Origin of the sequence: Bacillus sp. RC251 (assembly GCF_044908765.1) — a bacterium.
Lineage (GTDB): Bacteria > Bacillota > Bacilli > Bacillales > Bacillaceae_G > Bacillus_A > Bacillus_A wiedmannii.
In genome coordinates this window covers 996,611-1,017,184 of sequence record NZ_JBIYDP010000001.1, presented here as the reverse complement: position 1 = coordinate 1,017,184, position 20,574 = coordinate 996,611, and the positions used below count along the sequence as shown (strand labels likewise).

General features: G+C 35.4%; 21 protein-coding genes. 6 read left to right on the top strand and 15 right to left on the bottom strand.

The annotated features are described in order from the left end of the window. Positions 1-4: 4 nt before the first annotated feature. The 7 genes from ABH961_RS05170 to ABH961_RS05140 all read right to left on the bottom strand — a co-directional run bounded on the left by ABH961_RS05170 (position 5) and on the right by ABH961_RS05140 (position 7,862). Positions 5-1,171 carry an SIS domain-containing protein gene (locus tag ABH961_RS05170; protein ID WP_098069235.1) on the bottom strand — a complete coding sequence of 389 codons (1,167 nt, stop codon included), beginning with the start codon at positions 1,169-1,171 and terminating at the stop codon, positions 5-7. A gap of 64 nt (positions 1,172-1,235) precedes the next feature. Then, positions 1,236-2,132: an ROK family protein gene (locus tag ABH961_RS05165; protein ID WP_098069236.1), complete on the bottom strand. Its 897-nt coding sequence runs from the start codon at positions 2,130-2,132 to the stop codon at positions 1,236-1,238. Between the two features lie 108 nt (positions 2,133-2,240). Beyond that, positions 2,241-2,408, bottom strand: a complete 168-nt coding sequence (locus ABH961_RS05160) for a DUF6903 family protein (RefSeq protein WP_170956859.1) — start codon at positions 2,406-2,408, stop codon at positions 2,241-2,243. Continuing rightward, on the bottom strand, positions 2,398-4,569 hold the full coding sequence (gene gnpA / locus ABH961_RS05155; RefSeq protein ID WP_098642820.1) for a 1,3-beta-galactosyl-N-acetylhexosamine phosphorylase: 2,172 nt from the start codon (positions 4,567-4,569) through the stop codon (positions 2,398-2,400). The genes ABH961_RS05160 and gnpA overlap by 11 nt, the downstream gene beginning before the upstream one ends. A 12-nt stretch (positions 4,570-4,581) precedes the next feature. Then, positions 4,582-5,571 carry a carbohydrate ABC transporter permease gene (locus ABH961_RS05150; protein ID WP_098069238.1) on the bottom strand — a complete coding sequence of 330 codons (990 nt, stop codon included), beginning with the start codon at positions 5,569-5,571 and terminating at the stop codon, positions 4,582-4,584. A 14-nt stretch (positions 5,572-5,585) separates the two neighbouring features. Then, a complete protein-coding gene (locus ABH961_RS05145) occupies positions 5,586-6,476 on the bottom strand; it encodes a carbohydrate ABC transporter permease (RefSeq protein WP_061676478.1) in 891 nt (296 codons plus the stop codon). 69 nt (positions 6,477-6,545) lie between these two features. Further along, positions 6,546-7,862 (bottom strand): carbohydrate ABC transporter substrate-binding protein, encoded by a 1,317-nt coding sequence (locus ABH961_RS05140; protein WP_257132074.1) that lies wholly within the window; start codon positions 7,860-7,862, stop codon positions 6,546-6,548. 196 nt (positions 7,863-8,058) lie between these two features. Here ABH961_RS05140 and ABH961_RS05135 point away from each other — a divergent pair, with 196 nt between their 5' ends. From ABH961_RS05135 to ABH961_RS05125, 3 genes are all read left to right on the top strand, one after another. Continuing rightward, entirely contained in the window at positions 8,059-8,919 is an 861-nt protein-coding gene (locus ABH961_RS05135) for an AraC family transcriptional regulator (RefSeq protein ID WP_098069240.1), read from the top strand. 69 nt (positions 8,920-8,988) lie between these two features. Beyond that, complete coding sequence (locus ABH961_RS05130; RefSeq protein WP_098069241.1) at positions 8,989-9,852, top strand: PucR family transcriptional regulator; 864 nt, start codon at positions 8,989-8,991, stop codon at positions 9,850-9,852. 264 nt (positions 9,853-10,116) lie between these two features. Continuing rightward, a complete protein-coding gene (locus ABH961_RS05125; protein WP_404518989.1) occupies positions 10,117-11,220 on the top strand; it encodes an ABC transporter ATP-binding protein in 1,104 nt (367 codons plus the stop codon). A gap of 146 nt (positions 11,221-11,366) precedes the next feature. On the opposite strand, the gene ABH961_RS05120 is transcribed toward ABH961_RS05125, so the two are convergent. The 3 genes from ABH961_RS05120 to ABH961_RS05110 form a co-directional block, all read right to left on the bottom strand. Then, on the bottom strand, positions 11,367-12,317 hold the full coding sequence (locus tag ABH961_RS05120) for a serine protease (RefSeq protein WP_048543173.1): 951 nt from the start codon (positions 12,315-12,317) through the stop codon (positions 11,367-11,369). A gap of 274 nt (positions 12,318-12,591) precedes the next feature. After that, positions 12,592-12,879 (bottom strand): AbrB/MazE/SpoVT family DNA-binding domain-containing protein, encoded by a 288-nt coding sequence (locus ABH961_RS05115; protein WP_048543174.1) that lies wholly within the window; start codon positions 12,877-12,879, stop codon positions 12,592-12,594. 115 nt (positions 12,880-12,994) lie between these two features. Further along, positions 12,995-14,875: an ABC transporter permease gene (locus ABH961_RS05110; protein WP_048543175.1), complete on the bottom strand. Its 1,881-nt coding sequence runs from the start codon at positions 14,873-14,875 to the stop codon at positions 12,995-12,997. A 270-nt stretch (positions 14,876-15,145) separates the two neighbouring features. Between ABH961_RS05110 and nadE the strand changes: the two genes are divergently transcribed. Further along, positions 15,146-15,964 (top strand): ammonia-dependent NAD(+) synthetase, encoded by an 819-nt coding sequence (nadE, locus tag ABH961_RS05105; RefSeq protein ID WP_098049215.1) that lies wholly within the window; start codon positions 15,146-15,148, stop codon positions 15,962-15,964. Between the two features lie 45 nt (positions 15,965-16,009). Here nadE and ABH961_RS05100 read toward each other — a convergent pair whose 3' ends face one another. The 4 genes from ABH961_RS05100 to ABH961_RS05085 form a co-directional block, all read right to left on the bottom strand. After that, positions 16,010-16,471, bottom strand: a complete 462-nt coding sequence (locus tag ABH961_RS05100; protein ID WP_048543177.1) for an NUDIX hydrolase — start codon at positions 16,469-16,471, stop codon at positions 16,010-16,012. Between the two features lie 30 nt (positions 16,472-16,501). Then, positions 16,502-16,699, bottom strand: coding sequence for a DUF4083 domain-containing protein (locus ABH961_RS05095; protein ID WP_001048060.1), 198 nt, complete (start codon positions 16,697-16,699; stop codon positions 16,502-16,504). 102 nt (positions 16,700-16,801) lie between these two features. After that, entirely contained in the window at positions 16,802-17,962 is a 1,161-nt protein-coding gene (locus ABH961_RS05090) for a transglutaminase domain-containing protein (protein ID WP_098079483.1), read from the bottom strand. A gap of 145 nt (positions 17,963-18,107) precedes the next feature. Further along, positions 18,108-18,860 carry a YwqG family protein gene (locus ABH961_RS05085; protein ID WP_088063091.1) on the bottom strand — a complete coding sequence of 251 codons (753 nt, stop codon included), beginning with the start codon at positions 18,858-18,860 and terminating at the stop codon, positions 18,108-18,110. Between the two features lie 224 nt (positions 18,861-19,084). Between ABH961_RS05085 and ABH961_RS05080 the strand changes: the two genes are divergently transcribed. Both ABH961_RS05080 and ABH961_RS05075 read left to right on the top strand, forming a co-directional pair. Beyond that, positions 19,085-19,240 (top strand): YjcZ family sporulation protein, encoded by a 156-nt coding sequence (locus tag ABH961_RS05080; protein ID WP_000540426.1) that lies wholly within the window; start codon positions 19,085-19,087, stop codon positions 19,238-19,240. A gap of 87 nt (positions 19,241-19,327) precedes the next feature. Continuing rightward, a complete protein-coding gene (locus ABH961_RS05075; RefSeq protein ID WP_000686805.1) occupies positions 19,328-20,293 on the top strand; it encodes a patatin-like phospholipase family protein in 966 nt (321 codons plus the stop codon). 108 nt (positions 20,294-20,401) lie between these two features. Here the strand turns inward: ABH961_RS05075 and ABH961_RS05070 are convergent, their stop codons facing one another. Beyond that, entirely contained in the window at positions 20,402-20,569 is a 168-nt protein-coding gene (locus ABH961_RS05070) for a DUF3933 family protein (RefSeq protein ID WP_087982849.1), read from the bottom strand. Positions 20,570-20,574: the final 5 nt, after the last annotated feature.

The following is a 20,574-nucleotide window of genomic DNA, read 5'->3' as shown; positions in this document are numbered from 1 at the left end:
CTAGTTACTCATATTCGTAGATAGTAACACCTTTAACGACTCGGTTCACTGTTCCTGTCGGTGAAGGGGTATCCGGTGTATTGCCTACTTTTACTGAAGCTAACAGAGAGACTGTTTGCCCAATGATGACAAAAGGTAACGCTAAGTAAGCATCTGGTATAGACTGAGCCTCTCTGCTGAATACAAACCTATTGCCAGTATAATTAGTTTCTCCATCAACCTCGATGGCACAAATATAACTGGCAATGTTGTCCTGCTGCATTTCTTTTAACATATCTAAATCATATTGACGTGTATACGGATGGTTAGAAACAAACACAAAAACCAATGATTTTTCGTTTAGAAATGATTTTGGACCGTGTCGGAAGCCAAGCGGTGAATCAAATGCGGTTACAATTTTCCCAGCTGTCAGTTCTAATATTTTTAATTGCGATTCTTTTGCTAAACCTTCTAAACTACCAGAACCTAAGTAAATAATTCGGTCAAAATCAAAATCTACTATCTTTTGGATAATGTCTTCTCTTTGAATGACACTTTCACCCATTTGATGGATTTTTTTCACTATCTTCGATTTTTCTTCTGTTGATATAGAATCAAAAACGAGTAATGCCGTTAACGCCATGCAAGTATAACTCCCTGTCATTGCAAATCCTTGATCATTTGATTTTTCAGGCATCAATAGCAATAAATTTTTTTCATTATTCACGGCCCGTTTGGCTAATTTACCGTTTTTCGCACAAGTAATCGTCATTTGATACAAATCCGTTACTATTTGCTCAGCTAATTGTACAGCAGCAACACTTTCCGGACTGTTTCCGCTTCTAGCAAATGAAACGAGTAAAGTCGGAAAATCCTTTTTGAAAAATTGGTAAGGATTTGAAACTAACGTAGTTGTCGGAATGCTTAGTACTTCCCACTGTTGTTCATCGACTTTTTCTATTAAATAAGGAGTGACTGTATCACCGACATAGGCAGACGTTCCAGCGCCTGTAAAAATAACTCGAACCCGGTTGTGTTTCGTTACAATTTTTTGAAAAAACTCTTCAATCCCCTCGCTTTTCTTCATATACAGAGCAAAGGTTTCAGCCCATAAATCAGGCTGCCGTCTTATTTCCGCTGTTGTTATCGATGCACCTAACGAAACTAATTTGTCTTGACTTAATGTAAACATATTCGTCCACTCCTCTACCTATTTGCCATCATTCTCTCCATAAAAGAAGACCGGCGCCGCCTCATTACATACCTTCAAATACTCGTAAGCCTGCACCAGTAACTCCATTATTTTGCGCCAATGTACTGATACTCATCTGCTCCAAAAGATGTTGTTGCTCAGGAAGCTGATACATTTTCAGCTTCGCTTTAATCAACTCCAGTAGAAATGGATTTTTCACAATGACACTGCCACCAAAAACCATTCTGTGTGGATCTAATAAGGAGGAAATCGTATAAATACCTTGAGCTACATAATCAGTTACCTCATTGATGATGGACTGATATTCTGGTACCCCATTTATATAACGAGCAAAAACATCCTTTGTTGAAATCGTATCTACCTGTAAGTCCCTTTCTGCTATTCTCTGAATCCCTGGCCCAGCAGCAATTTTTTCTAATCGTTCATTGCCCCCTCTCGTGAGGACAGGAATCAAACCCAGTTCTCCAGCAAATCCCGCCCCCCTAAAAAATGAGCCTTTATGAATGATAGAACAAGATATTCCCGTACTTATAGTCACGTAGACAAAGGTTTCATCCTCTTTTACATGTGCTGCTCTCCATTCGGCATAAGCAGCCATATAGACATCATTGTCAATCGTGACCCGCTGAATACCAAATTGCTCTTGCAAACGGACTGAAATAGGAAACTGCCTCCAAGGTAAATTGTTTTGAAAAACGGCAATTCCCTTCTCGAAATCCACTTTTCCTGGTATCCCAACGCCAATACCCTCAATATCAGCGTTGGAAATCGATGATTTTCTGAGAACTTGTTCCACAGCTTCTACAACTTTACCAAACATTTTTTCCCGGTCTGAAGGATCACTTTTTATTTCCGAACGTTCAAGCAGTTCGCCTGTATCCGAAATGACTCCCGCTGCAATCTTCGTTCCCCCAATATCAATGCCGACTGCCTTTTTCATTTGTCCGCACCCCTAGGTTTATATTTGATATTTTGAATATTTTTCTATAATTGTTATCGTTGAACATATATGTGCGATTCCTTGATCGATTCACTTGTCCTGGTTGATTTATACGTATTTCCGATTGTAGTCATAAAGTAGCCCTAAGAGACCAGCTAATCCAATCAACATCATACCTAATTCGAATTTACCAGCTGTCTTTTGGTAGATGATAATTAAAGACAGGCATACGATAAACACAACAATTTTAATAATGAATAAAATATTAGTCTTCATTCGGAAAATCCTCCCATCTGATTTCACTAGGTGCCAATGTCACTTCTTTTCTGTTTCCTTGTCCATCGTATACAACTGTCTTTTGTTCGATCATTGAATTGTTAACAATCGCCATTTTTTGAATGGATGGATATGCATGGACTTCACAATAAATGTTGCTCGCATGATATTTTTGAAATTCTCCTTCTTTATTGGCAGCATAGTATAACGCGCGCATCAGTAGACGTGTATTTTCTTCGCTATATGGCAGCCCTGCTATATACACAGCTCTACCTTCTCCAAACGGATGACTAGAAAGATGGACTTCACCATTTGAATATTCAATTATTTCGGTTTTATCTGATAACGCATAAATGTTTTTCATTCCTTCACCAAAATCAAATTTGGTGCTGTCAGCAGAAATAAAATGATGTTCGACAGGATTAATAAAATATTTATCTGTGGATAAGCTAAATCCTAGTTCTTTGTCAACACCTAAGACGTTTGCCAATTGAAAATAATGTCCTTCATGCTGATAGGCTGTCGGTTCGCCAATACCTATGAAGCCTCCGCCATTATACATCCAGGCCCTGATTGTAGTGACTAACTTTTCATTAATCCAATTAGCCCCTCCTGAAAAAGCTGTGCCTACATCGCCAGCATTAATGATAACGTCAATATCCGCTGGTATCCCATCGTTAATGACATCATCAAAACTAATGAACGAAACTTCCACGGCTGCCCCACTCAAGGATTCTAAAACACCTAAATAAGAATAAATTTGTTTATACCATAGAGCATGAGCAACCATATGTGTTTGCCAAGTTCTCAACTTGCCCCAAGAGTTCAAAATTGCAACTTTAAGACCGCTATATGGTTGAACGCCTTTGATCGTGTCATGAATTTCACGAAACTCCTCCGTAACTTTTTCAATATAAGAGATAAATTCTGGGAATTGATAAGCTAGACTTAAATAACCGCCATAGCCGATACGATCAACAGGGTTCCGTAGTAAAGCTCTTCGCGCCGTTAACCAGTTTTCATTCGCTTCAATCGTCGGGTTATTACCTTCGTAAAAAGTATCTGGGAAGAAATAAGGTAAGAATCGCCCTTCTGTGTAACGAACATGTGGTATATCTGCAATCATACGTAACGTGGCTCCACCGCCCACACTGCCTACAACTGCGTCCAATCCGATATTTTCAAAGTATTTCCCATATGGTTCTGTACCAATCCAGTTATCACCAAGGAACATCATTGCTTCTTTTCCACTTTCATGGACAATATCCACAAGTTTCTTTGCTTCTTCAGCAACGAACTTGTGAACAAAATCTATATAATCTAAAAAAGCAGGAGTTGGAATTCGAAATGCAGTATTATAATAGCCTTGATCAACAATGTCCTCTGGCCTTAAGCGATAGCCCTTTTCTTTTTGAAAAGCATCCAAAGCAGCAACTGAAACACTAGCACCATAACCGAACCAATCGACAAATTTCTCTTTGCCAAGATTATTAAACACAAGGGTAAAATGATAGAAAAACGTTGTAAACCTAACCACATCTGTATCTGGATTTTCTGTCAGCCATTGTTTTAAATAGGTTTTCATAAATTCATTGGAATGTGGCTGCCTGACATCAAAAGGAATATCATGCGGCTTATCTCCCCAATTATTAGTAATATGATTGTACATTTGGGTTGGATCCCAAATCGCATAGACTAGGAATGAAACCGTATATTCATGCCAAGGAATCGCCTTCGTAATCAAAACACGATTTTGCTCTTCATTTACTTCCCAATCATTCACATCAACAACTTCTCCGGTTGTCCGGTCAATAACCTCCCAGTATTTTTTAGGGTTGTGAACGTAATCCGGCTTTAACTGTTCCTCAAAGTAGCCTTTCATAAAATCAATTTCAAGGGTGTCAGTAAGCGCAGTATTGAATAAGCTCATTAAATAAAGTTGCTGGCATTCATCCATGTGCTTCTCTGCGAACTCATTGTGAGCTCGAGCAACAAAATAAGTCGTATAAATTTTTGCATCCAATTGCTTAATATCATCATCTAGTTTCGTTCCATCACTATCGCGAATCGCATCCGCACCCCATCGTTCCATCAATTCTTTTGTTTCCTTAAGAAAATTTTCTTCACTCGGTAAAGTAACACGGCCTTTTTTCTTTTTCATGTAAATCCTCCTTTAATCCTTTAAACCACCAAGGGACATTCCTTGTGTTAATTTTTTTTGAACAATGATGTATAAAATCAAAGTTGGCAGCATGACAAGAACCATGCCTGCATACATTTGACCATAGTTCGCAGCAGATTTCTGAGCTGCCATCAAGTTCATTAACCCAACAGGTAACGTTTTATTCGGTCCTGGGATTAATGTTAAGGCAATAATGTATTCGTTCCAAAAGGCAAGAAAATTAAATAAAATGACGGCAATAATACTTGGACGAGCTATCGGAATCATGACTGAAATCATTGTTTTAAAATATCCGGCACCATCGACCAACGCCGCTTCCTCATACGTGGATGGAAGTGATTGAAAAAAACTAGTCAGCAAGTAAATGGTAAATGGTAACGCCGTCGCCGCATATACCACAGCTAAAATAAATAAATTGTCTAGTAAAAATCCATCACCTAGTTGGCCTCGCAAAAAGGTATCTCCGTCCAATAACATTAAGAAAATTGGAACAACAATGTAGTTCACATTGATGAATAATCCAGCTTTAAAAAAAGTATTTATTAATTTACTTCCTCTAAAGGTATATCTTGCCAACACATAGGCTGCTGGTAAGGCCACAATCAATAAAATAAGCAGAGCCAACGCAGTTACCATGACTGAATTCAACATGTAGGTACCCATGTTTGCTTTTTGGAAAGCATCGATAAAGTTTTGAAAATACAAGCTTTTCGGCATGGCCCAAGGACTTCCGTAAAATTCTGAATTTTTCTTTATTGAGGCTAAGAAAACCCATGCAACAGGAATAATAATAGAAATTGCTAACGTAATCAGTGCTACATATATAAAACAACGATATATTGCTTCTGTAGTCATACCTTTTTGGGGCTTAACTTTTTTTGGGGCTTTATAAGCTGCTTCTACAATCATTTCTTTTTCGGTTTCCATCATTTTTGGATCTCGATAAGCTGTTTCTGTTGTCATTCGTTTTTGTGTTTCCATCGTTTTGGACCTCCTTAATACTCCAACACTTCCCTTTTAGTGACACCGCTTATAATTGCAGATAATGCGAATGAGAATAGGAAAATGACCACCCCAATAGCCATACCGTAACCGTAAGAAGAATTCGTGTAAGCCTGCTTATACATGTAGCTTAAAAACACTTCCGTCGATCCGTCAGGTCCCCCACCAGTCATCGCTTGAACGAGTAGAAAACTTAAATTAATCGTACTAATAACGAAGAAAGTTAACGTCGTCCGAATGTTATTCCAAATTAACGGTAACGTAATACTGAAAAATTGTCTGACCCGTCCAGCACCTTCCAAAGCAGATGCTTCATAAAAACTTTCCGGAATGCTTGCCATTGCCGCCATATACATGACCATATAATAACCAATCGCTTGCCAAATGAGTGCCCCGCCAATGCTGTATATGGCAATCTTTTGATTGCCGAGCCACATCTTTTGAAGATTTTCAAGGTTAAATAAAGCAAGTATATTATTTAACAATCCTGTAGTCGGATCATAAACTGCAGAAAATATTCCCGCGATAACTACAACGGATAAAATATTAGGGAGATAAAAAATAATTTGAAAGAAACTTTTACCTTTTATTTTTTCTCTCGTTAACAAAGTGGCAAACAAGATCGCCATCACCATCGTGATAAGTGTAACAATAACAATTAATACGATACTGTTTTGGAGAGATCGAAAGAAATTCATATCATTCCATAAAATCTTGAAGTTTTCTAATCCAACAAATACCTTATTATTAGAAAATCCTCCCCACTTATATAAGGACATCCTGAATACCTCAATTGTAGGAACAATCATAAAAATGGCTAACAGTAGTAGTGCCGGTGCAGTGCAAACAAAAATAAAAATTCTTTTTTCTGTTGTCTTATTCATGCCATCACCTCAGTTAATAAGTACAATGGTGAGACTAGCTGCTCACCATTGTACATAGTGAAAACTAATTTATTTTAATGCAGACCGTAATTGGTCACTCACTTTTTCAACAGAGCTTTGCCAATCTTTCACCTTTTTATCACCAGAAATAACACTGTCAATCGTTCTAAATAATGTATCTGGCATACTTACGCCTTCAACGGCTTTCGTTGCAGCAAATCCACCTATTCCCACTTTCACTCCATTATCATAGATACTATAGAATGATTTATTTTCACCTGTCAGTTTACTAGAAAGACCTTTGATAGGCTGAATCGCACTCGATTCAGCAAAAATTCCAGCTGCCTTATCCGAATAAACAAACGTCATGAAATCTTTAGCAAGTTGTTTATTTTTAGCTGCTGAAGGAATCCACATTTGTTCAAAGAAAGTAAATGCATAACGGTCGCTATTGGCATCAATTGTTGGTAAAGGCATCATGCCCCATTCAAACCCTTTAGATCGAGGAGCTTCTTTCATTTCACCAACTACCCATGTACCATTTGGCATAAACAAAGCTTTGTTATCGAGAACCAATTGTTGATTTTTCTTGTAGTCTTTATCATTTGCATTCGCAACAGTAGTTGGTTCTGTATATTTTCCTAATTTTCCGATAATTTCAAACGATTTCGTTGCTTCAGAACTTTCCCAAACACCATCTGTATATTTCATAGCTTTATTAAATAACTCAGGTCCACCCACCCCTAGTAATAAAGAGTAGAAGAATGTATCAAAGTAGCCTGTTGTAGGATAAGTAAATAATGAAATTCCTTCTGCTTTCGCTTTATCTCCCAAAGCCCACATCTCATCCCAAGTCTTCGGCACTTCCCAACCTTTTTCTTTTAATAAGCTAGCATTATAGAATAATCCAGTTGGACTATAGAACATCGGTGCCATATAAATTTTACCGTCATTATAAGGATTAGTCGCAGGTGTACCAGTAAGCCCTGGTACTAACTTATCTTTGACTTTAACATCTTCACCATAAACATTTTTATCAAAAACATCAGTAATGTCTTCTAATGCTTTATCTTTAATTAAAGTTTCTGTTAGTGCCTGTTTTCTCCCAGTTGCCAACAACACAACATCCGGATACTTTCCTGCTTTCATATTTGAGCCTATGACATCCTCAAGATTTTTGTCCACTGTCAATTTCACATCAACTTTTGGATTAGCAGATTCATATGCGTCAATTACTTTGCTCCACATCTCTTTACCATAAGCCGATTCAAGTGTTGCCACATGAAGGGTTTGTTTTTCACTGGAGCCTTTACCATCCTTAGAGTTATCAACTTTTGAAGTATTACCTTGGCAAGCTATTAAACTAAAAGATAACAAAGCTGTCATCCCAGACAACAATAACTTTTTTTTCATCTTTATTTACCCCCATCTCCTAATCTTCCTTTCATAATTAAAGAATACAAAATAGATAACGCTTTCACAATAAACATCTTGTTCTGTTTTTTAGATATCTTGCTTTTTACTGCATATCCCACTAAAATCTTTATAACATAGATAAAAAATCTATGAAGGAGGGATTCATTTGTCCAATGAAGTATATGAGATTCCACAAATTCAACGAAACCATCTTCCAGTAAAACTTCTTTATATAACAAAATCAAAATACGATAAAGATTGGCATAGTACCATTCATGCGCATCACTTTACAGAGCTATTATATATTACCAAGGGCAAAGGAACTTTTATCTTTTACAAAGAAGAAATCCCAGTCCAAGAGCACAACTTGATTATCATCAATCCAAATATCGAGCACACAGAAAAATCTGATACGAATCATCCACTCGAATACATCGCACTTGGTATTCAAGGTTTGTCCTTTTCATCCATAGAAAATCCTAGTCAAGTAACTATTCACAACTATAAACAGGATCAAAAGAACTTCCTCTTTTACCTTCAGCAATTGATCGAGGAAGTGGAAAACCATCAAGAAGATTACGATTTAATTATACAAAATATTCTGGAAATTTTACTACTTAAAATGATGAGAAAAAAATCCTTTAATGTAGAAAAAACATCTACTCAAAAAATCAATAAAGATATTGAATTTATTAAAAACTATATTAAGCAGCATTTTCACGAAAATATTAGCCTGGATACATTAGCTCGAATTAGTCATATAAACAAATATTACCTATCCCATTCTTTCAGGAAGTTCGTCGGCGTTTCGCCTATTGAATACTTAATTCAAACTCGTATTAGAGAAAGTAAAATATTATTAGAAACTACCAATTATTCGATTTCTAACATTTCAACTATTACCGGGTTTTCTTCCCAATCATTCTTTGCACAATCATTTAAACGAGAAACGAATCTATCTCCCTCACAATACAGAAACGCTATCAATTCTAGCAAAAACATACCAGATTCTAGTGCAAAAATTTAAAGATAATTGCACTGAATCTATACTTATTTACAATATTGTTACTATTATTTTTGAAGGGGGAGTGTTCCTATGATTCAACAATTAAAAACATATTATGGTGAGGATATAAAAATCAATGAAGCTGTGTTGTCAGAAGATTATAGCTGGTTTTTAGTTGAAGGAAACAAAGTCGGGATTCGAAAAATCCGATTACATCAAAGGGAGCATCAATTGCTTTCATCCATCTTAACGCCCATTCATACTGATACATTTTATAAAACAGAAAAAGAAAAATCATGGTATGAAGCATTATACAAAAATAATAACATTTCTATACTATCAGTTCGTTTTTTACACTTTTTCACAACACAACCCATAATAGAGAGAGAAGAATTTCAAGATGCTTTACAGTCCATGTTTTCTTTTACTACTACAATGATATGGGAAACTTCGCAAGCTGGTGTCCTCATATTAGAAGAAAATGTACCTGAGTCTATATTGCGAGCAGCCCTTGATACACTAGAAACAGATTTTTTTATATCCCTATCCTTCTTTATTGGCAGACGCTATACGCAAACAACTGAATTTGCTTATCTGTATGAATGGGAGCGAAAATTATTTTCTGTTCTTTCTCCCTATTTATCCAAAAAAATTACACACATTGAACAACTGCTCCCTTATCAATTAATGATCTCATTATCAAAAGAAGAAAGAAAAAAGTACACGAATCAATTATTGGCACACATTTCGAATGACAAAGAACTTATAGATAGCGTTAAAGTATTCTTCCAATGTAACTTAAATGTATCTCTTGCAGCGAAACAATTATATTTACATCGTAATACTTTGCAGTATCGAATTGATAAATTCATTGAAAAAACAGGAATTAATATAAAAACTTTTGAAGGTGCAGTAGCAGTTTATATGGCATTTCTTTCTTTAGATATCTCGTGAAGCTCTCATGAAAGACGATAAAATATTCATTTTCTCATACCATCATTGTTTTATGACTTGGAAACTCTTTTTACATATTTTTCTACGAAAAAGTAATACTTTCATCCCATATCTATAGATGAAAGTACATCCTACAGGTGCTTTCCCGTTTCTTAAATCTGTAAACTTGTATAAAACCCTCTCATTCTTTTGTGCACAATGCCGATTTACTTACGGTTATAAAAATCTTATAATTCAATCAATTATGAAAAGGAGTGAATATTTATGACCGAACTAGTATTAGATCATATTTTTAAAGTTTATGATAATAAAACTACTGCTGTTTCTGACTTTAATTTACATATTGAAGATAAAGAGTTTATCGTATTTGTCGGTCCTTCTGGATGCGGAAAATCAACAACTCTACGTATGATTGCAGGTCTAGAAGACATTTCTGATGGTTCGTTTTATATTGATGGAGAGCGTATGAATGATGTCGCTCCAAAAGATCGCAACATTGCGATGGTATTTCAAAATTACGCACTATACCCGCATATGACTGTTTATGATAATATCGCGTTTGGCTTAAAACTACGCAAACTTCCAAAAGATGAAATTAATCGCCGAGTAACGGAGGCAGCGAAAATCTTAGGGCTTGAAGATTACTTACAACGAAAACCGAAGGCATTATCAGGTGGGCAACGCCAACGGGTTGCGCTAGGAAGAGCTATCGTCCGTGACGCAAAAGTATTTTTAATGGACGAGCCTCTATCGAATTTAGACGCAAAATTACGCGTCAGTATGCGTTCAGAAATCTCCAAACTGCATCGTCGTTTAAATACGACCACTATATATGTAACACATGATCAAACAGAAGCTATGACAATGGCATCACGCCTTGTTGTTATGAAAGATGGGCTCATCCAGCAAGTTGGTACTCCAAAAGAAGTATATGATACTCCTGAAAACATATTTGTTGGTGGATTCATTGGTTCTCCAGCTATGAATTTCTTTACCGGGACATTACAAGAGAACTATTTCTATATAGAAAATATTCGCTTCAAAGTACCAGATGGCCAACTAAAAACATTAAAGCAAAAAGGATATAATGGACAAAAAATCATACTCGGCATTCGTCCTGAAGACATTCATGATGAACCAATTGTTCTTCAATCTTCGCCTGAATCAACAGTCGAAATTACAGTAGAAATTGCTGAATTATTAGGTGCTGAAACGATGATTCATGGAAAACTTTCGAATCAAAACTTTGTTGCGCGAATTAATGCTCGTTCCGAAGTTAAAGCTAACGATACACTTCTATTAGCTTTTAGTTTAGCGAAAGCACACTTTTTCGATATCGCTACCGAACAACGTATTCGTAATATTTAATGGATGCATAGCTTCTATTTCAAAAAAATAGATATAGTTGTGTCAACCATTTCGTAAAAAAGAATTAAATACTAGATTCCCCTGTATATGCGACAGAACCATACGAAAAACATCTCATATTCATATGAGATGTTTTTTCGTATTTGCTATTCTTTTAATAAATCTATTAATCCATTCCCTTCAGATGTACGTTCATACCCTAAAGGTACAGTTCTTTTAATAAGTTGTGCATATATTTCTGGCTCTGATAACTTTCTACCATATTCTCTCTCACACTGCTTAATGAGCAATGCCAGCGCTCCAGCGACATGCGGTGTCGCCATAGAAGTTCCACTTAATACCGCATATTTCCCTTCAGGATACGTAGATAATATTTCATCACCTGGCGCCACTAAATCAATTTCTTGATTCGAATTACTAAAACATGCGATTTTCCGTTCTAAATTGATAGCGCCGACTTCAATTACTTCGGAATAAGCACCTGGGAAATCTAGTTCCTCTGTATTATCATTACAATCTCCATTATTCCCAGCAGCACATACGACGAGAACATCTTGCTTTACTGCATTTTGAATCGCTTCATGTAATTCTGGAACGTCCTGCGGGCCACCAAGTGACATTGAAATAACTCTAACTCTTTCTTTATTAGGCCCTCTCCAATTTACAGCATAATGAATCGCCTCAATAATTTGCTCATAACTTCCAGAACCATCTCCCGCTAAAACCTTTAACACTAACATTTTAGCAAGTGGTGCGACTCCTAAAACACCGACACCATTTTCAGTCGCTGCAATTGTCCCCGCTACATGAGTACCGTGTCCGTTATTATCAAGATAAATATTTGGATCCCCTTCGTAATCTTTCGTGAAATTTCTTCCACCGATAATGCGTTCCTTTAAATCTATATGATTCACATCACAACCTGTATCTAATACGGCAACAACAATATCATTTCCTTTCGCACTCTTCTCCCATACTTGTGGAGCATGAATGAGTTGTACACCTGGTGGAATTTCATTTACTTGTTCAACCACCTTATCTACTGTAAAAGGAATCAATTGTATACCTTTTTGTTTATTCGCTGTACTACTATTCATCGTAATCCCTCCTGAAAATATATTATTTTCATTTCAGACCACTTTTGAAAAGGTTTAAATGTAACATTCGTTTTATTCGTTTCGTTTTCCTTCCTTAAAAATATTTCTCAATATAGCTTACTAATTTTATACTACTCTTTTTATTTATCTCGTAATTTTTATTCACCAAAAATTCGATTGGTACAACCAATAACCAAAATAAAAGGACCAATTTAATGGTCCTTTCATAGTTTTAAAGAATGATATGAAATTTTAAAAATAAAATAAATTAAGACTACGCCTCACTCTTATTTAAAAACTTCTCTATTTCTTTTATTAAATGTTTCGCTCCATCTATACTAACAGTAATGTTTCCATTTGCTAATGATATGTTTTGATTTGAAACATCACCTGTTATTTGACAAGCATTGTAAGGTTGATATTTTTGTAAAATGACTTTATCTTCTTCTACGAAAATTTCAAGTGGTGATTTGATTTGTATTCCTAATACTTCTCGTAACTCTTTAGGAATAACAATTCGTCCTAATTCGTCTACTTTTCGAATAATTCCTGTTGCTTTCATATTACTCCCCCCTTACTTTTTATTAATTTTTCCACCTCGCTCTTTCCATTTTATCACTTTTTGGTAATACTTGTCTCTTTTTAGAAATTTTTGTACTCAAGTTAAAATAACACAATTAATGCATACGTAATCTCTCTTTCAATTGTTTTAAATAACGAGATCTTATCAGTAAGAAATATACAACTTGAATTCCTACGAAAATACTTAATACAATCGCATTTTCTTTAAATAGTGAGTACTCAAACATCTGTCCCAGTGCAGTTAACGCTACTGCCCCATGTAATGTTGCAACACCTATTGGAACGAAGAATAAAAGTGCCAATCGGATTGTAACTATTTTCGATAACTCTCCACTCGTTAAGCCTACTTTTCGAATCATTTCAAACAAACGAGTATCATCCTCCAAATCAGAAAACAAACGGAAGTAAAGGAAACTTCCTGCACATACGAAAAATACTATACCAATAAAGAAACCTACAAATAGAATTGGTCCTGCGATTTGTAAACTTTGGTTTTGTTCATACTCTTCTGCACTAAACATTGCATATTCTTCATAAGTCTTCATTTGATGAGTAAGTTCTTTACCAACTTCAATTTCATCTTTCGTTCCTTCTGTTTTGTACACATAATCTTTTTCCTCTTTAAATCCATCTTGTAATGCATCATATTGATTTTTAGAGATTACATAAACGTTACCTCTTAGTATTTTACTTAATGAAGAAGTATTAACTTTTTTCACTTTTAAAGATTCATTCAAAAGTGGTAAAGTAATTTCTTTTCTTTCTTTCATCGGTGGGCCTGGTATATCGACTGATAAAAATAAAGCTTCTTTATTTGCTACAGTTTGAAATGGTTCTCCTGTTAACTTCGCATATTTTTCATAATCTGATTCTTTTATGAAAACGGCACTTCTTAACGACTGCTCCTCCGCCTTTTTCGTTGAAATATTCGTTTTAGAAGCTGCTATACTATGTTTCTTTAATCCTTCATCAATCATCTGCAAATGCTGTGATTCATTACTATTTCCTTGCTTAGAATGATACTGAAACGCAATTGGTCTCTCCATAATCCCTTTCGTCATGGACGTGAAACCTACTAATGTACCTATTGCTGAAAATGCTACAGTTGAAATAATAGTTACAATAAAGAACATTCTGGCGTTGTCTCTCATACGGTAAGCTAAATCTGATAACGTAACAATATTTGTCTGTGTCCAATAGAAACGTTTACTTTTTTTACACAGTCTAATAATAAAGACACTCAACTGCTTGTACAGCAAATACGTACCAATAATGACTACCGTTGTAACAGGAATCATCATGACAAATACCATTGCCCCGTGTGACATAAGTGCTCCTGCATATCCCGCACTAAGCAATATAACCGCTAATATAGAAGAAATAATCGATGCTTTCGGTTCCGGCTTCGCTTCTGCGGATCCTCTAAACAATTTCATAATTTTATTTTTTCGAATCATTCCTGCACTAAACAATGAAATAATCATAAATAATACGAAAAACATAATACTCGTTACAACAATGGCTTTCATTGGAATGTAATAAGCTAAAGAAATATCTAATTTTAATATCATCGGAGCTACAAATAGTAATATTCCGGAAAATAACATTCCAGCAAGTATTCCAAAAATAATGGCCCCTATCCCAATCATAATATTTTCAAAGAAGATAAGACGCTTTAATTGATATTTCGTCATACCTAACATCATTAAAATTCCTAATTCACGCTTTCTCGTTTTTAAAAACATTCCCATCGAATATAAAATAAAGAAAAACGTAAATAAGTAAATAATGGACTGCGCAAAAGACATACTTACGAATACGTATCGTCCCAATTCTCCAGCACTTAATGCGGGATGAAACGCAAAAAATGAATAAACAAAAAAGGCCATAATGGCAAATGCACTACTTAAAAAATATGCTGAATATGTTCGTCTATTTCTCGTTACATTCCGATAAGCAAGTTCTCTAATGTTCATATTCCTTCTCCGCCCTTCTACTAACTATGTTCTTATATTAGTAAAGTCCGGAAATACCTTCCATCGATTCAAATGACAAAAACCTTACATTATTGAAAGGTTTCAAAAAAATTGCTTAAACGAAACAGTTTCATTATAATGACTACATTCATATTCATACACGCATCCTATTGTATATTCGTTAGTTTTGCGAAATAATAAAGGATAGAAGTATGTACCAATATACATATAAACTTAATTACCGCTTTAATATGAATAGGAGGAAACATAATGACATTACAAGAACAGATTATGAAAGCATTACATGTTCAGCCTGTAATTGATCCGAAAGCAGAAATCCGTAAACGTGTAGATTTCTTAAAAGATTATGTAAAAAAAACAGGTGCAAAAGGATTTGTACTTGGCATTAGTGGCGGACAAGACTCTACATTAGCTGGACGTTTAGCTCAGCTCGCAGTGGAGGAAATTCGTAATGAAGGTGGTAACGCAACATTTATCGCCGTGCGCCTTCCTTATAAAGTGCAAAAAGATGAAGATGATGCGCAATTAGCATTACAATTTATTCAAGCTGATCAATCTGTTGCATTTGATATCGCGTCAACAGTTGATACTTTCTCAAATCAATACGAAAACGTATTAGGTGAATCATTAACAGATTTCAATAAAGGTAACGTGAAAGCACGTATCCGTATGGTTACGCAGTACGCAATCGGTGGTCAACAAGGGCTACTTGTAATTGGAACTGATCACGCTGCAGAAGCTGTTACAGGGTTCTTTACAAAATTCGGAGATGGTGGTGCAGACCTATTACCATTAACGGGTTTAACGAAACGTCAAGGACGTGCTCTTTTACAAGAATTAGGTGCGGATGAGCGACTTTACTTAAAAATGCCAACTGCTGATTTATTGGATGAAAAACCAGGTCAAGCTGATGAAACGGAGTTAGGTATTTCGTATGATCAACTAGATGATTATTTAGAAGGTAAAGCAGTTCCAACTGACGTTGCAGAAAAAATTGAAAAACGTTACACAGTGAGCGAACATAAAAGACAAGTTCCAGCATCAATGTTTGATAATTGGTGGAAATAAATAAAACATAAAAAAGAAGCTAATCTCATTAGCTTCTTTTTTATGTTAACGATACACCCCTACTCTTTTCTCTAGTAAGTCCTGTAAACAATCCTCATGTTGTTGATTAAACAATGGCGGCATTTTGTTTAGCGGGAAAAACTTCAATTCCAACGTTTCATCACCGTCTACTTTTTGCTCTCCACCGGCAATTGAGCATGAAAAGAATAGTAAAATTGACTGGGCATTATCTCCATTTGGATATGCTTGAAAATATTTTGTATACACCCCGATAAGCTCATTTATTTCCACGTCATAACCTGTTTCTTCTTTTATTTCTCGAATCGCGGTTTCTGCGGCAGATTCTCCAATTTCCATTGCACCGCCAGGAAATCCCCAAGCGTTAAAATCACCTCTTTTTTGCAGTAATACTTCTCCATGTTCATTCAACACACAACCACCCGCAAAGTTTATGAGAACACAGTCGTGACCTACTTTTTCACGTAATTCTTTTATATAATTAGCCATCCTCTTCTCCTTTTCATACATCTTCTATCACTATTTCTTATCTTTTTCAAGCAATTCAATAATTCGGTCTAGCTTCTCGTTCATATGCATCACTTGTTGTTTCTTTGCAACACTGTTTTGAAATACTCTTCTAATAAACAAAGTAAATGATAGGAAAAACAAAACGATAAGTCCGATTACTAAACAAGTATATATCAATGTAAATATGTTATTTTCGAACAAATTCATTCAGATTCCACATTCTTCCTTTTTGATTTTATCACATAATTCTGTTTTTTAAAGTGATACATAATAAAAAGAGCACCCTTTACAGATGCTCTTCTTCATTAATTAATACGTAAATGTAATTGTCGCTAATGAATAATCTGCCATTGCACTATATGGTGCTACTTCATAAGATACACGTTTTGCACCTTTTGGCCAATTTATTTCATTTAACACTTTCTTTATATCTTGCATTGTTCCATCCATCGATTGCTTATATCGTACTTCTACCTTTTCAGGCTTAGAAGCGAATTGTTGCTGTAATTTTTTCTTAAATTCACTATAATTATCTGCCCCGTATTGTGCAGACAAATATTTTAAATTTGTTTCGTTTAACATTTGTTCATACGCAGCAGTCTTTGAACTACCCGCTTTTATTTTGTTTGTTAATTCATTAAAGTAACTTGTAGTTGCCGCTGGATATTTACTGCGATCCCAGTCGTGATCTTTACTTAATTGCTCATCAGACATATTAAAATATGAATATGTTACGCGTCCAGCTTTATCGGGTACTGGATCATCGAATGTAGTATCAAGATGATACCATTTGTTTTCAATGTTCACTAAATTCCATGCGTGAGCTTGTCCATTTCCTGTACCTGTTACAATATGGTTTTGGATACCTGCTTCTTTTAGCAATTCATATGTTAATAACGTATATCCTTGGCAAACGGCAGAACGATTTGCTAATGCTTCATATGCTGTATACGCTTTATAAGACGTATCATACGATACATGCTTTACAACGTAATCATGAATAACTTTTACTTTCTCATGCTCATCCATTCCAGGTTTTACAATTGAACCGATAATTGCTTTTGCCTGGGATTTTACATATTGTGTTTGCTCTTTTGATTCACGGTATTTCACTTGCAATGTAAACGTATAGTTTCCTGGTAACCCTTTAATAGAATATTTAGTAGACGCTACATTATATTTTACATACTCATCTGCATCTACAATTTTATTAAACTCGCCATACAATTGGTCCATAACATTTCTAGCATTTCTATCTTTCGTTTTATATGTGATTGTAATATTTTCTTCTCGATTATCAACCTGTTTTTTTAATTCTTTTCGGAAATCATCTAATAGCTTTGCATCTGATTGTGTTGTCGCTACAGACGGATTCGTAGCTGCATAAGATACCGTTGACGCGTGTAAGCCTCCCATTACTATAGTTGAACAAAGCAGGGTAGCTGTCACATACTTACTTGTCTTTCTCATCTTTTCACTCCTTACATTCTATAACTATACGAAAAAGTATCGTATAGTTTCAGAGTATACAATACTTTTCCGTATAGGTCATATGAGATTATGCATATTTAACATTGTAAAAAGGTTGTTCTTTTTACAAGAACAACCTTTTTCATTAACAAGTTTGTAATACACAACACGCATTTTCAAAACGTCGATTTTTTAAGTCTTCATTTCCAATACAGAAATAAAGCATTCCTAAATCTCCCCACATCATATTACAATTTTTAGTATCTGAATCGATTTGGAATAAAAGCGTCATTTGCTGCGGGTCTATCCCCATATATTCTCCTGTCTCATATAATACTTCCTCTTGTACAGAGAATGGCTCACCAAACATTTGATGGTTATCATAGTTGTCTGGGATTAGTTCTTCAAGCAATTGTAAGAAACGATCTGAATCAGCCTCATCTTCAATGAAAAGCTCTGGCAATTTATATGTCAGTTCAAAAGTAGTTGCACACTGGTTATAATTTGTTTGCAATTCATCTGCTCTTCGTAATTGCTCTACAGGAACATCATAATAAAGTACACGCCCCGCTTCAGTTGGATTCACATCTTCTTCAAAGTAATTTTCAATGCTAAAGAAATATAACATCCCTGTCTTAGGAAGATTGTGACCCATACCAACATTTTGTAAATCATTTAAATTAAATTGAGCGATAAATTGTAATGGATTTCCTTTGTGCATTGGGTATTCCAATGTAGCTGGCAAGTCAGGAACTCCTCCCATTTTCGAACTACCTACCGCAACTGTTTCCTCCTGCTTTGGCACAACTTTTACACAAGGAAATACAGTGTGAATAAGTTCCTCTTTTAAATGTGTCAGCCCATATTTATCAATTAATACTTCAATTTGTTTATTCATAAATTCTCCTTATATTTACATACTTATTTGTATCATCGCACAAAAATTATACTCCATTCTTTGTAAAAACAACAAGCCTCCAAAAAAACGGGCTCTTCCTCCATACGCGAACAAGTTAAAAAAAGCATAGTATACATTGTTCCTACAAACACGATAGTTCATTATTTCTTCCAGTACATTTTCCCCTCGTTCATTTTTATTTTTAATTTAAGGAGGAATTCCACATGGGTTACGGATATAGTTGCGGCGGTTACGGTTACGGCGGTTACGGCGGTAGTTGTGGTGGATGTGGTTATGGAGGTTTCGCTTTATTAATCGTTTTATTTATCCTTCTAATCATCATCGGAGCTAGCTGTTGGGGCGGCTTTGTAGGCTGCTAGTAAATTTAAAAACTATTACAAAAAAGCACGTACAATACGTGCTTTTTTGCCATTTTCAAATCTTTTATTCGAAAGGAAGTATGATTGATGAAGATTGATGGTGTTTTTGAAGGAGGCGGTGTACGCGGAATTGCGCATGTAGGAGCAATTTGCGCGTTAGCTGAAAAAGGCTATGAATGGGAGCGTGTAGCTGGAACATCAGCTGGTTCCATTATCGCTGCGCTCCTAGCAGCAGGATATTCTTGTTCAGAGTTAAAAACGATTATAACTGATATCGATTATAATAAATTTACGAAGAGAACCTTTATTGACAGAATCCCGTTTATCGGAAAAGGATTAAGCGCATGGACTACTCTTGGTATTTACTCTAATATTTTTATAGAAGAATGGATTGAAGAATTACTTCGCAAAAAAGGAGTTCACTTATTTACAGATTTACCTGATTTAAATAAGCTTAAAATTATCGCTTCTGATATAAGTAATGGCAAAATGGTTATCTTTCCCGATGACTTACCGAACTACGGATTTTTAAATTATCGCTTCTCTATTGCTAAAGCTGTAAGAATGAGTAGTACAATCCCTTTCTTCTTTGAACCGGTAAAATGGAGAACCCCTAAATGGAAGCAACCTTGTTATATGGTTGATGGAGGGATTTTAAGCAATTACCCAATTTGGATTTTCGACTCACCTTCCTCTCCTCGCTGGCCAACATTTGGATTTCATTTCGTAAAAGATGAGATTCAAGCTGATCCTGCCCATTATAACGAGCCTATCTCCATGTTCAAAGGACTTTTTAAAACGATGATGCAAGCCCATGATTTACGTCATTTAGATAAGGAATCAAAAGCAAGAACGATTACAATTCCAACAGGATCCATTACAAGTACCAACTTTGAGTTAACAAAGGAAGAAAAAGAGTGGCTTTACAATTCTGGTTATAACGCCGCAAATAAGTTTTTACAATCTTGGAACTTCAGACAATATATTGATGACTATAGAAACGGAAATCAGGACCGAAAAACAAATCGGTATTTCCGTCAACTTGACTCATAATACTATTATTTTTCATACGAGAACACGTAACGCTTTCAAAAAAATAAGCCTAGTAATATCATAGATTACGAGGCTTATTTACTTCCTGCATAAATTATTATACGTCTCTTAAGGATACGTTAACCCTTTAGCTTCTTCCGCAGTAATAACGGTATATCGATTTCCCGTTCGTAACCCTAACAATTCTGCTTTTTCAATTGCATCCTGCTTCGTCTCCGCATAAGCAGCTAAATATTTTTCTCCATTAATAATTTGGCAAATTACGTATTGTTTCATTACTT